Source organism: Desulfovibrio sp. (assembly GCF_041907885.1).
In the GTDB taxonomy this organism is placed as follows: Bacteria; Desulfobacterota; Desulfovibrionia; order Desulfovibrionales; family Desulfovibrionaceae; genus Desulfovibrio.
In genome coordinates this window covers 80,313-93,172 of sequence record NZ_JAYRGM010000003.1, presented here as the reverse complement: position 1 = coordinate 93,172, position 12,860 = coordinate 80,313, and the positions used below count along the sequence as shown (strand labels likewise).

The following is a 12,860-nucleotide window of genomic DNA, read 5'->3' as shown; positions in this document are numbered from 1 at the left end:
CACAAGCGTGATTTGTGTGCTCGTGGATTTTTTTTGTTGGAGAGAAAAATGATCTGCACGCTTTTTAGTCAGCCCTTGAGATGATCCCTACATGCAGGGAGCGTGACTGCCCTGATGCGTAAATTACAACTGTCTGTAATTTATGTAATAACGATTTTAAAACATACCAATTACCATGTTGTATTGACTTTGTTCATTTTTGTGTCTATATATTACAAGCTGCCCGTTCAGAGTGGGCAAAAAAGTCTTGTTGTTCTCACCGCAGTAGTGCCATGCTTAGCTCTTCTTATCTTCAATAATTTCTCAGTGGTGACTTGACCGATCCTGCGTGACCGGCCACAGTGCCACACATTTTTTAAAGGACATGTTTGCATTATGAATTGGGACTGGGACAAACTACAGGAAAAAAGGCAGAAGCAAGGATCTAATCCTCCACCTCGCCCGCCTCAGGACTTTGATTCTGACGATATGGAGCAGGAGGACGAAGCCCCCCGCGCCAAGCGCACCCCGTTCAACAACGGGCGCGGCCCCGGTGGCGGCGGCGAAAATCCTTTTGCCAGGATAGCCCGTATGCGGTTTCCCAATGGCAGGGCCATTTTTGTGGTCATTTTTGCCATTGTGGGCCTGTGGCTTCTCTCTGGCATATATATTGTCAACCCCGACGAGCAGGGCGTTGTGCTGCGTTTTGGCAAGTATGACCGCACAGAAGGCCCCGGCCCCCACTATGCGTGGCCAGCCCCTGTGGAATCGGTGTACAAGCCGCAGGTGACACAGGTTTTGCGTGGCGAGGTGGGCTTCCGCTCTGTGGGGCAGACAGCCACTTTTCAGCAGGGCCAGGTACGCACGGTTCCGGAAGAAGCCTCCATGCTCACGGGTGATGAAAACATCGTCAACGTGCAGTTCAGCGTGCAGTATAAAATCAGTGATCCTGTGGATTACCTGTTTAACGTCACCTCACCGGCCGCCCTTGTGCGCAATGCGGCCGAGGCTGCCATGCGCGAGGTTATCGGCAACAGTCTGATAGATTCGGCCATTACCGACGGCAAGCTGAAAATTCAGGGCGATGCCACCCATCTGCTGCAAACAGTGCTTGACCGCTACGGCGCGGGCATACAGGTACTGGCCGTGCAGTTGCAGGATGTGCATCCGCCGCAGGAAGTGATTGACGCCTTCAAGGATGTGGCCAGCGCCCGTGAGGACAAGAGCCGCATCATCAACGAGGCCGAGGCCTACCGCAACGAGCTGCTGCCCAAGGCCAGGGGCCAGGCTGCCGCCATGGTAAACGAGGCAGAGGCCTACAGTGCCACGCGCATGCGCACGGCCGAGGGTGATGCCTCGCGCTTTGATGCCCTGCGCATAGAACACGACAAGGCCCCCAAGGTGACCGAACAGCGGCTTTATTACGAAGCTGTTGAAGAAATTCTTTCCAACGCGGGCGAGAAGGTGCTTATGGACAATCCGGCAGCCGGACGTGCCTTGCCCTATCTTACCCTGCCTGGTCTCGGCGCTCCCGCATCGCCCAAGACGCTGGAGAAAAAATAATGAGCAGAAATCCATTGTTGCTGACACTGGTGGTTCTTGTGCTCTTGGTTGTTGGTACTCAGGGCTTTTTTACTGTGTATCAAACGCAGAAGGCCCTTGTATTACAGCTGGGCGAACCTCTACCACAGGTTTATGGCCCTGGTTTGCACTTTAAAATCCCATTTATCCAGAACGTGGTCTACTTTGATGCCCGCGTGCTGGACTATGAAGCGCGCTCGCGCGAGGCCTTTACTGTCGACAAAAAGGCCATTGTGCTCGACAACTACGCGCGCTGGAAGATCATTGATCCCTTGCAGTTTTACCGCACCATGCGCTCTATCCCCGGGGCGCAGGCACGACTGGATGACGTTGTCTATTCGCAGCTGCGGGCCCTGGTGGGGGCGTACACCCTTACAGAGGTAGTGTCGTCGCACAGGGCAGCCATTATGAAGGAAGTGACCAACAAGGTTTCCGACCTTATGCATGGCTACGGGGTAGAGGTGTTGGATGTGCGCATCAAGCGCACCGACCTGCCGCCAGAAAACCAGCGCGCGATTTTTGGTCGCATGCGGGCAGAACGCGAGCGGCAGGCCAAACAGTACCGTTCGGAAGGCGAAGAGGAATCGACGCGTATTCGATCTGATGCCGACCGTCAGCGCGCAGTTATCTTGGCAGAGGCGGCGCGCGCTGCGCAGATTGAACGGGGTCAGGGCGATGCCAAGGCGGCAGCGGCGTACGCCCAGGCATACAACAAGGCCCCCCAGTTCTACGCGTACCAGCGCTGGCTCGATGCCATGCGCAAATCTCTAAAAGAAAACAGTCGGATGGTGCTTTCAAACGAAACACCATTGCTTAATCAGCAACGTTGATGCGTGGGTCACATCCACGCTAGGAGTCAAAGACTTATGCCCGGTTTCACAGAGATATACGAACGCATCAAACTGGCCACCAACAGCCGCACTCAAGTTGAGCTGGCCGAAGTGCTGGACATCCGTCAGTCCAGTATCTCTGATGCGAAAAGGCGCAATTCCGTGCCTGGTGACTGGTTCATGAAATTGTTTGAGAAGTTCGGGCTCAACCCCGACTGGCTCAAGCAGGGCGTTGGCCCCATGTACCTTCGCACCGAGCAGGGATACGTGCCCGAAGACGCCCCCGCTGCGCTTGCCGAAACCGCTGCCCACTATGGCGATGCCATGGCCCGTGGCGGCATCCATTCGGTATACGATGCAAAGTGCGTCTACAGCGATGACACTCCTCGGCCCGCACTCGCCCTGGCGGGAAAAATATCACTGCCCCTGTCGCTTACGCGCGATGGCCTTCAGGTTTTGCGCGTGCGCGGTGCCAACATGGCTCCCCTTATTTCTGAGGGTGCGCATGTGGGTGTAGATACAATGGATACCGATGTGGTTTCTGGCCGCGTGTACGCCATCTTTGCCCCCAACGAGGGCGTGGTGCTGCGCAGGGTCTTTTTGAACAGCACCCAGGACGGCTATGTGCTGCGCTCTGAAGCAGCGGCCTTTCCCGAAACCCAGCTGGCGGCAAGCCTGCTGACCAAGCGCATGCTTGGCCGCGTGGCGTGGGTGCTACAGGAAGTATAGGCAATGATGCAACAGTCGGCTTTGGCCGCTCATGCTTTGTGTAAAAAAGTCTGGTCGGTCTGTAGTATCGCGGGGTGTCTGCTGCTGTGCGCCTGTGGCGGCGCACAAACGGCTTCTTCACCCGCACGCGGCGGCGACGGCATTACGTCATACGATTTGCCGTCTTCTCCCGCTGCTGGCGCCCCGTCGTACTCTGCGCCGTACACTGCTCAGCCTGTTTCGCCTCAGGGCTCTCAGGGTTCCGCTACTCCCGGCTATGCCGGGGGTAGCGCTGCCCCTGCTTACGGCCAGCCACAGGCGCAACCGTATGGTTATAGCGCGCCCGCGCAAAATGCCGCGCCCGCTTACGCCCCCCAGTCTGCTCCCGCACAGCCGCAGGCGGCGGGGGTGATTGCGCCCGCATGGCGGCCTCTGGCTGCAAGGCTGGCGGCAGACGGTCTTTCTGGCCCCCGTGTGGACGCACTGCTGGCAACGCTCAATGCAACGCCCACGCAGTCGCCCATGGGCAGAAAAATGCGTGAGCTTTACAACCGCAAGTTTTTCCCCAAGCCTCCTTCAACCACTCCGGCAGCACAGTACTACAAGGGCGTGCTGACCGAGGCCAACGCGCAGTTGTGCCGCGATTTTGTGGCGCAGAACAAGCGCGCCTTTGATCAGGCCAGCGCGCGTTTTGGTGTGCCTTCGTCCATTGCTGTTTCGCTGCTATTTGTGGAAACGCGGCTGGGCAAGGTGTTGGCCGATGTGCCGGAAAACGCTTTTTACACCCTCGCCAGCATGGCGGTGACGCGTCAGCCCTCGGATATCCCCGAATGGTTGCCGCGCATGCCCGGTTATGAGGAACATCTCGACTGGTTTGCCGAAATCATGCCCAAGCGGGCCGACTGGGCCTACAAGGAAGTGAAGGCCCTGATGGAGCACATGCTGCGCGACAATATTGATCCGCACCGTTTGCCCAGCTCCATTTACGGCGCAGTGGGCCTGTGCCAGTTCATGCCTTCCAATATCGCCACCTACGGCGCAGACGGTGACGGCGACGGCAAGGTTGACCTGTTCACCATAGCCGATGCCGTGGCCAGCCTTTCCAACTATCTGGCAAAGCACGGCTGGAAGCCCGGCCAGCCCCGCACGCGCCAGCACGAGCTGCTGATGGCCTATAACCATGCGGCCATTTATGCCAATACCATTCTGGCCCTGTCAGACATGGTAAACGGCGCGCCTTCGCCAGAGGCGGCCAGCAAGCCCGCCACAGCCAAGCCAGCCCCCGCCAAACCCGCCGCCAAGGCAGTGCCGGGCAAGGCAGCCAAGCCTGTTCCCGCAAAAACGGCTCCGGCCAAGGCAGCCAAACCGGCAACCAGCAAAGTTCCCGGCCAATAAGGCGACCAGCACGGCCAGCACCCATTTTTTTGAACAGCTCTTCAAGCCATCCCCTTGCCTCAGGTAGCGGGATGGCTTTGTTTTTGGGCAGCGGGGCATGTTCCTGCCACGGGCTGGCGGGCTATTCTTGCCATCCTGGTATTGCAGTGGCATACTTTGACGATGAACACCACTTCCGCCGCACAGTCTTCCCTGACAGAAGGCAATCGTCCTCTGGCCGATCTGCCCCCATTGCCATCGCTCTGCCGTGCGGGTGCGCAGCGGCCCGTTCCGGGAGATGCCGCCTGCTTTGCCCTGTGGGACAAATACGCCATGCTTCCCAACATACGGCGGCATTCGCTGCTGGTGGCGCATGTGGCTACGGTTCTGGCCCAGCGTGCGGCCGACATGGGCTTTGCCGTGCGCGTGCCAGAGGTGCGGGCAGGCGGGCTGCTGCACGACATAGCCAAAACCTACTGCGTCAAACACGGCGGCAGCCATGCGCAGGTTGGGGCTGCCTGGACAGTGGCCGAAACCGGAAACTATGCCATTGCCCAAGGGGTGATGATGCACGTGTGGTGGCCGTGGGCATTGCCCCAAGGGCCGGATATCTGTTCCCTGCCATTTTTTGTCATCTATGCCGACAAGCGCATACGGCACGACAGCTGCGTTACGCTTGAAGAAAGATACGATGATCTGCTTGAGCGCTATGGCCGCACTGCGGTATCGCGCGAGGGCATTGGCGTGGCCTACAGGCAGGGAAAAAATATTGAAAGCGCCCTTGAGGCGCAGCTGGGATGGACCCTACATGAAAATTCTTTTGATTGCGGGCGGGTGGTCGACTGAGCGCGAAGTTTCGCTCAACGGCGCGCGCGCCATGCAGCAGGCCCTGATTGAACGCGGCCACAGCGTAACTTTTTTTGATCTGCTCTCCGGCTTTGATTGTCTGCTTGAAACCGCAGCCGCGCACGAATTTGCGCTTATAAATCTGCACGGTGCGCCCGGCGAGGATGGCCTGGTGCAGGCCATGCTGGAGCGCGTGGGCTGTCCCTATCAGGGTTCTGGCCCCGCTGGTTCTTTTTTGGCGCTCAACAAAAGCGCTGCCAAGCAGATTTTTCGCCATGCGGGTCTGCCCACGGCAGACTGGGAATTTCTGCCCTGCGCCCCCAAGGCAGACTGGCAGCCCTCCTTGCCGTATCCGCTTTTTGTCAAAAGCAATACGGGCGGTTCCTCACTGCGCATGGGCCGCGCCGCCAACCGTGCGGAACTTGATGCCGTGTTGCAGGGCATTTTTGACGCGGGCGATGAGGTTATCATCGAACCTGTGCTGGCTGGCCGCGAGGTGACATGCGGCATATTGGGCGATACGGCCCTGCCGCCCATTTTGATCGAACCGGTGGCCGGTGACTTTTTTGACTACGAAAGCAAGTACGCCAAGGACGGCGCGCGCGAAATCTGCCCCGCGCCCATCAGCCCGGCCCTCACGGCGCGGGTGCAGGAACTCGCCCTTGCCGCACACCGGGCCCTTGGCCTGCGCGGATACAGCCGGGCCGACTTTATTCTTGGGGCCGATGACAGCCTTGCCATACTTGAGGTCAACACCCTGCCGGGCATGACCGCCACAAGCCTTGTGCCGCGCGAGGCCCGTACCGTGGGCATGGATTTTGGCCAGCTGCTTGAAAAACTCATGGAGCTTGGGCTGGCCGACTCCCGCCGCTGCTGATATCTGCGCTGGCTGTCTGTTTGCCCCGTCGCACACCAGGCAGCCAGCGCGCTTTTTTTTGCCCCAGGGAGCCCCAAACTGCGGCACTCTGGCCGCTTCCATTCCTGTCTGTGCAGCTCGTCCGCAAGGGTAAACGCGCACTCTGGTGATCAATGACACACAGCAAGGCTTTTGCGGGGCATCTGGCGGCCCTGTTCTGTATTCTTGTGTGGGGAACCACATTTATTTCCACAAAGGTGCTGCTGCGGGCATTTTCGCCTGTGGAGATTCTGTTTATCCGTTTTTTGCTGGGCTATATTGCCCTGTGGCTTGCCTGCCCGCGCCTTCTGCGTCTGACAGACCGGCGGCAGGAACTTTTGTTTGCCTGCGCGGGGCTGTGCGGTGTGACACTGTATTTTTTGCTTGAAAACATCGCGCTTACCTACACCTTTGCTTCAAACGTGGGCGTGATTGTGGCGATTTCGCCATTTTTTGCGGGCCTGCTGGCCTTTTGGCTGCTGCGGGCCGAGCGGCCCGGAGTGAACTTTTTTCTGGGTTTTGTGGCGGCCATGCTGGGTATTGGCCTTATCAGCTTCAGCGGCAGCACACAGCTGCGGCTCAACCCTGTGGGCGACGTGCTGGCCATATTGGCGGGCCTTTCGTGGGCAGGGTACTCCATCCTTACCCGCAAGCTTATGGCCTTTGGCTACAACAGCCTGCTGGTTACGCGGCGCTGCTTTTTTTACGGATTGCTGTTTATGCTGCCCGCATTGCCCTTTATGGATGTTGCGTGGAAACCAGAGCGGCTGGCTGATTTTTCCAACGCCGCCAATCTGCTGTTTTTGGGGCTTGGGGCTTCGGCCCTGTGCTTTGTGGCCTGGACATTCGCCATTCAGCGGCTGGGTGCGGTAAAAAGTTGCGTGTATATCTATCTTGTGCCCGTGGTAACGGTAATCACCGCCGTAGTTGTGTTGCACGAGCGCATAACCCTGATGGCTGCCGGAGGCACGGCCCTGACACTGCTGGGACTGGCCATTTCAGAAATGCGCAGCTTCAGCGTGCTTAAAAAGGCAGAGCCCTTGCGCCGGTAAAGCCGCGCACAAGCTGGCCCCGTGATTGTCGGCCAGAATGTTATTTTACGAGTGGGATGCGGTCAGCCGTATTCCACTTTTTTTGTTTCATGCGGGCAAAATATGCGCCAAGTACACCGTGGCTGTGAAAAAAAGACACATTTTCCTTCTTCGAAACGCTGATTTCAGACAGATCAATGCTGAAATTTTTGCTGAATACAGCTGCACAACGTGGGCATGATCGTTGCGAAAGATTAACTGGGGTGTTGCGTAATGGCAAAAACTCGCATATCACCACAGGCCAACGTTTTTTTCAAAGCGATATAGTGCATTGCTGCGATGGCAACGTGTCAGCCTCAAGGCTGGCACGGCCTTGCCGCACTGTTTGTCATCTGGCGTTAGAAGTACTCAACATTCATTCAGCAAAACCAGGGTTCTCATGGAAAGTTTTATTGGCGTTCTGCAACAGATTCAGGAGATTGTCTGGGGTCCCCCAACCATGATCCTTCTTTTGGCTACCGGGCTCTACTATACCTTGCGGCTGGGATTTCTTCAGTTTGTCCACCTTCCCAAGGCCATCCGTTATATCTTTGAAAAAGAAGAAGGTGCGGGAGCAGGGGATGTTTCCGCCTTTGCCTCGCTGTGTACCGCCCTGGCCGCAACCATAGGAACCGGCAGTATTGTTGGGGTGGCAACAGCCCTGCGCGTGGGCGGGCCTGGGGCACTCTTCTGGATGTGGGTTTCGGCTGTGCTTGGCATGGCCACAAAGTATGCGGAAGGCGTGCTGGCCATCAAATACCGTTCTGTGGACGAGAACGGTGAAGTGGCTGGCGGCCCCATGTATTACATTGAGCAGGGCATGGGCATAAAGTGGAAATGGCTTGCCAAGATGTTTGCCTTTTTTGGTGCTGTGACAGCCCTGATGGGCTGCGGCACGTTTCCGCAGGTCAACGCCATTACAGAATCTGTCAGCAATGCCTTTAATGTGCCAATTCCGCTGGTGGGCGCTGTGGTGACAATTGCCACAGCCGCTGTTGTCATTGGCGGCATCAAGTCCATTTCGAGCGTGGCAGAATATATTGTTCCGTTAATGGCGGCGTTTTATGTGGCCGCCTCTGCATATGTGCTGTGCAACCAGTCTGCGGCGCTTCCCGCTGCTCTTGCACTGGTGGTCAAATCTGCCTTTGAGCCCTCGGCAGTGGCTGGCGGTGCAACCGGCGCAGTGATCGTTTCTGTCATGACCGCCATGCGCACCGGCATAGCCAGGGGCGTGTACACCAACGAGGCCGGTCTTGGCAGCGCCCCCATTGTGGTGGCCGCAGCCAAATCTGATTCTGGCGTGCGGCAGGGCCTCATTGCCATGACAGGTGTGTTTTTCACCACCATTGTCATCTGCACCATGACAGGGCTGGTTATCATCACGTCGGGCCTGCTGGAAACGTCTGCACTTGACGGCGGCATCCTCTCCAATGCCGCTTTCAACGCGGGCATGTCTGGCGATATGGGAATGTACGTGGTTTCCATCGGCCTGGTGTTTTTTTCTTTCACCACGATTATCGGCTGGAATTACTACGGCGAGCGTTGTGTTGTGTATCTGACAAACAGCGTTAAACACGTAATGAGCTACAAAATTCTGTATATACTGTGTGTAGCCGTTGCCCCGTACCTGACGATCAGGCCGATCTGGTATATGGCCGATATCACCAATGCTCTCATGGCTTTTCCAAATCTTGTGGCATTGCTTGTGCTGAGCCCCATTGTGGTGGCGGAAACGAAAAAATATTTTCAATAATACAGGCTTACCAGCGATAGCATAAGCGGCAAATATGGCCGGAGAAATCCGGCTGAGCGCTTTATACGTAAAAAGGGGCATTCCTGATCAGGAATGCCCCTTTATCTTTGCTCATACCATGCCGCGCGGCGAGGATACGATCAGATCGCCGCAGCGCCTTATTCGCCTCCTTCACTCCACTGGTAGGGAATGGAAGGGTCGTTGAAGGGCAGTCGTTGCCCTTCGGTGGGGTCGTGGGGAATGTCGGCGCAGTTGCAGATGAGCGCCGGGGCATCACCCATGGCCGTAAAGCCGTACCACACGTTTACAGGAATGCGCAGCAGGCCGTAGTGTTCCGGTCGGCCCAGGGCCAGTTCGCACAGCACGCCGCGCGTTTCTGATTCGGGCCGGTCATCGTACAGGACTATCTTCAGCAGGCCGGAGGGCACGGCAAAGTGCTGTGTCTGCCGGGTGTGGCGCTTCCAGGCCTTGACGTGGCCGGGCAGTACCTCAGAAAAATAGATTTCGCCAAAACCCTTGCTGAAGTCTGGCAACAGGGGCGAACCGGGCCGCAACATGTGCAGCACCGGCCCACCCTCTGTGGGAATGACCTTCAGGGGGTGCAGCAGAGCGCCAACAATACCCACATCCTGTGCAGTCATCTCTGCCGTATTCATTACTTTACCCACACCTGATTGCGCTGTTCGGCGGCGTTGACGTAGGCCGCGATCTGCCCAAGGGTGAAATCGAGCATGTTCTGGGGCTGTTTGCCGCTGTGGCCTTTGTAGAAGCAGTGGTACCACTCTGCGGTGTAGCGGATGGTTTCATCAAAGGTGAGCGTGGCCTTCCAGTTGAGGTGGGCCAGGGCCTTGTCGCAGCAAAGCTTGAGCAGGGTGCATTCCTTCATGCCGGCCTGCCCGTTTTTGTCCATCTCGCTGGTAAAGCCGGGCCAGTGCAGGGCCAGGGCTTCCACCACTTCGGCCACGGTATTGTTCACGTCTGCTGCGGGGCCAAAGTTGTAGGCCTGACTGCGCAGGTTGAAAGGCTCGTTGAGGCCCAGCAAGAGGCGCGCGCCCAGCCACAGATAGCCAGAGAGCGGCTCCAGCACCAGCTGCCAGGGGCGCGTGGCCCACGGGCTGCGTATCTGCACCGGCTGCCCGGCGGCCCACGAGCGCGCGCAGTCGGGCACAATGCGGTCGAGCGCCCAGTCGCCGCCGCCAATCACGTTGCCCGCACGCACAGTGGCGCAGGCAGGGCCTTCTTTGAAAAAGCTTTCAAAGTAGGAATGGGCAATTATTTCTGCGCAGCCCTTGGAGGCAGAGTAGGGATCGTGCCCGCCAAGGTGGTCTGTTTCGCGGTAGCCCCAGACAAGTTCGTCGTTGCGGTAGCACTTGTCAGAGGTGATCATGACCACGGCCTGCACATCGGGGCAGGCGCGCACCGCCTCAAGAACATTGAGGGTTCCCATCATGTTGGCTTCAAAGGTCAGGGCGGGGTCTTCGTAAGACTTGCGCACCAGGGCCTGCGCCGCAAGATGAAAGACCACATCGGGCCGGAACTGGCGCATGGCCTTGACCATGGCCTCGCGGTCGCGGATGTCGCCGCGCACGTCGGCTTCGAGGTGCGCGCCCAGATTCATGGCGTCGTAGTGCGAGGGATTGGTGGGTACGCAGTCTGAAAAACCGCCGACCACAGCGCCCATCTGGGTGAGCCATGCCGCAAGCCATGAGCCCTTGAATCCCGTGTGACCGGTTACAAAGACCCGGCGTCCTTTATATGCGTTGGCAAACATGTTGATTCCTCATTGGGTTTTCGCGCGCAGACCGACGCGGAAAGGTATGTGCAGCCGTTGAAGCGTGCTTCGGCCACGGGGCAAGCCCGCAGCCGAAGCCTTGTAGTATCGTGATGGCAAAAAGCCGGTTAGATCCAGAATGCCTTGCCAGCGTCCCACATCTCGTTGAGCTTGATGGAGTCGCGCAGGGTATCCATGCACTGCCACTGGCCGGGGTGCGGGTACATGGAGAGCTGCCCCTCCGCCGCCAGCCGCTGCATGGGTTCTTTTTCGAGGTCGCAGGCTTCGTCTTCTGTGAGGTAGTCGAGAAATTCGCGTTTGAATACGAAAAATCCGCAGTTGATATATTCGTTCAGCACGGGTTTTTCTTCCCACGAAAGAATCTTGCCGTCTTCATCAGTACGCACCGTGCCAAAGCGCGAGGGCATACGCACGCCCGTAAACGTGCCCATGCTGCCAGACTGCTTGTGGAATGCGATGAGCTTGTTCAGGTCGATATCGGCAACGCCGTCGCCGTAGGTAACCATGAAGCGGTCGGTGTCAATGTGTTTGGCAACGCGCTTGAGGCGGCCACCCTTTTGCGTTTCCTGCCCGGTGTCGCACAGGGTCACGCGCCAGTCCTCAATGGGATTGGGGTAGGTGGTGATGTTGCCGCTTTTGAGATCAACGGTAAAATCCGTATTGCGGATATTGTAGTCGTGAAAATACTGTTTGATGACCTCGCCCTTGTAACCAAGGGGCAGGATGAAATCCTTGAAGCCAAAGCGCGCGTAAATGGACATGATGTGCCAGAGCACGGGCCGACCGCCGATCTCGACCATGGGTTTGGGCTTGACCGAGGTTTCTTCGCGCAGGCGCGTACCCTTGCCGCCGCACATGATGATGACTTTCATTATAAGCCTCCTGCCGCCGCGTTTCATGGGCATATTCCGTTCGCGGCGTGTGGCCCATGTGTAGCAGAAGGGCGCGAGGAAAAAAAGCCCCGCCGGGGCACTTGTTGCGGCAAGGGGGGTACTTTGCATTTGCCGCCGTGGGGCGTAGACTGTGCAGAAGGCATTCAACCCGAACTTTGTGTGCAAGAGAGGTATTTATGAAGTTGTTTCGTCGAGCTTTGCTGTTGCCGCTGGTAGTGTTGCTGGGCGCACTGGTTGCGGCCTGCGTTACTTCTGGCCCGCAGAAGGCCCTGAACGATGTGGCCGATGCCCTGAGCAAAAATGACGGCGGGGCCTTTTTGGCGCAACTGGACATGAAGCCCTTTGCCGCCAACCAGATTAAAAATATGACACGTGAAGATCAGGCGCTCAATGCTCTTGATTCCATGGGGCGCTTGCTTGGCCTGGGCGGTATGGAAGATCTGCTGGGCAGTGTGGTGGACATGCAGGCCCGCTTGCAAAAGCAGTACATGCGCGGCGTGAGCACGGGCGAGCTGGTGGCGCAGTGCGCCAAGGCTGATACCCCTGATTGCCCGTGGGTTCCTGAAAGCCTCAAGAGTGCCAGGATTGTTGAGCTTGGCGACGATGCCACCATTGCCCAGGTTACCACGCCCGCCCGCATGACCAGCTGGCTTGCTTTGCGCAAGACTGGCGAGAAGTGGCTGGTTGTTGGGCAGGCCGTGATGGAGAGCACTGCCAGGGAATATGCGTTGCAGAAGGCTCCGGCTGTGCCAGCCAAGCCTGCGCCCGTATCGCCTACGCCGCGTGAAGCGCCGGAAAAGGCCCCTGTGCCGGGGAACCGTGCCGACAATGAGGGCGTGAGCAAGATTTAGGGGAAGGCAGGAAGAGGAAAGAAGAGGGAAGAAAAAAGCGGGCAAGAGTTTTCGGCGCGGGCAGAGCCTGTCAGCCGCATTTACGCAAACCCGACTTTTCCGCCCTGAATGCGTCAGCGCCGGAATTTTGATGCTCACGTACTTGAGTACGCTGCGCTCAAAATTCCGGCGCTTCCTTTTCAGGCCGAAAAACGCGTATTTTGCAAATTCGCCCAACACCAGCCATCGCCTTCGCTTCGCTCTGGCGAGGTTAAGGAAGGGAACGCAACGACCAGCTTTTGATGGCGA

The 12,860-nt window shown here is 57.7% G+C and carries 12 protein-coding genes; 9 read left to right on the top strand and 3 right to left on the bottom strand.

Features of this window, described 5'->3' with window-relative positions; translation table 11 throughout:
• The first annotated feature begins 375 nt into the window (after window positions 1-375).
• From hflK to ACE3NW_RS03085, 8 genes are all read left to right on the top strand, one after another.
• Entirely contained in the window at window positions 376-1,542 is a 1,167-nt protein-coding gene (gene hflK, locus ACE3NW_RS03120; protein ID WP_374280258.1) for an FtsH protease activity modulator HflK, read from the top strand.
• On the top strand, window positions 1,542-2,390 hold the full coding sequence (hflC, locus tag ACE3NW_RS03115; protein ID WP_374280256.1) for a protease modulator HflC: 849 nt from the start codon (window positions 1,542-1,544) through the stop codon (window positions 2,388-2,390). Before hflK ends, hflC begins: the two co-directional genes overlap by 1 nt.
• Before the next feature lie 36 nt (window positions 2,391-2,426).
• Window positions 2,427-3,119 (top strand): helix-turn-helix domain-containing protein, encoded by a 693-nt coding sequence (locus tag ACE3NW_RS03110; protein ID WP_374280254.1) that lies wholly within the window; start codon window positions 2,427-2,429, stop codon window positions 3,117-3,119.
• Between the two features lie 3 nt (window positions 3,120-3,122).
• Window positions 3,123-4,493 (top strand): lytic murein transglycosylase, encoded by a 1,371-nt coding sequence (locus ACE3NW_RS03105; protein WP_374280252.1) that lies wholly within the window; start codon window positions 3,123-3,125, stop codon window positions 4,491-4,493.
• A gap of 162 nt (window positions 4,494-4,655) precedes the next feature.
• Window positions 4,656-5,318: an HDIG domain-containing metalloprotein gene (locus ACE3NW_RS03100; protein WP_374280250.1), complete on the top strand. Its 663-nt coding sequence runs from the start codon at window positions 4,656-4,658 to the stop codon at window positions 5,316-5,318.
• Entirely contained in the window at window positions 5,281-6,195 is a 915-nt protein-coding gene (locus ACE3NW_RS03095; RefSeq protein WP_374280248.1) for a D-alanine--D-alanine ligase, read from the top strand. Before ACE3NW_RS03100 ends, ACE3NW_RS03095 begins: the two co-directional genes overlap by 38 nt.
• Before the next feature lie 152 nt (window positions 6,196-6,347).
• Window positions 6,348-7,265, top strand: a complete 918-nt coding sequence (locus ACE3NW_RS03090; protein ID WP_374280246.1) for a DMT family transporter — start codon at window positions 6,348-6,350, stop codon at window positions 7,263-7,265.
• A 418-nt stretch (window positions 7,266-7,683) separates the two neighbouring features.
• On the top strand, window positions 7,684-9,036 hold the full coding sequence (locus tag ACE3NW_RS03085) for an alanine/glycine:cation symporter family protein (RefSeq protein WP_374280244.1): 1,353 nt from the start codon (window positions 7,684-7,686) through the stop codon (window positions 9,034-9,036).
• 158 nt (window positions 9,037-9,194) lie between these two features.
• Here ACE3NW_RS03085 and ACE3NW_RS03080 read toward each other — a convergent pair whose 3' ends face one another.
• From ACE3NW_RS03080 to rfbF, 3 genes are all read right to left on the bottom strand, one after another.
• Entirely contained in the window at window positions 9,195-9,692 is a 498-nt protein-coding gene (locus tag ACE3NW_RS03080) for a dTDP-4-dehydrorhamnose 3,5-epimerase (RefSeq protein WP_374280242.1), read from the bottom strand.
• Entirely contained in the window at window positions 9,692-10,807 is a 1,116-nt protein-coding gene (gene rfbG / locus ACE3NW_RS03075; RefSeq protein WP_374280240.1) for a CDP-glucose 4,6-dehydratase, read from the bottom strand. Before rfbG ends, ACE3NW_RS03080 begins: the two co-directional genes overlap by 1 nt.
• 128 nt (window positions 10,808-10,935) lie before the next feature.
• On the bottom strand, window positions 10,936-11,700 hold the full coding sequence (gene rfbF / locus ACE3NW_RS03070; protein WP_374280238.1) for a glucose-1-phosphate cytidylyltransferase: 765 nt from the start codon (window positions 11,698-11,700) through the stop codon (window positions 10,936-10,938).
• A 197-nt stretch (window positions 11,701-11,897) separates the two neighbouring features.
• On the opposite strand from rfbF, the gene ACE3NW_RS03065 reads away from it, so the two are divergent.
• Window positions 11,898-12,572, top strand: coding sequence for a hypothetical protein (locus ACE3NW_RS03065; protein WP_374280236.1), 675 nt, complete (start codon window positions 11,898-11,900; stop codon window positions 12,570-12,572).
• Window positions 12,573-12,860 lie beyond the last annotated feature (288 nt).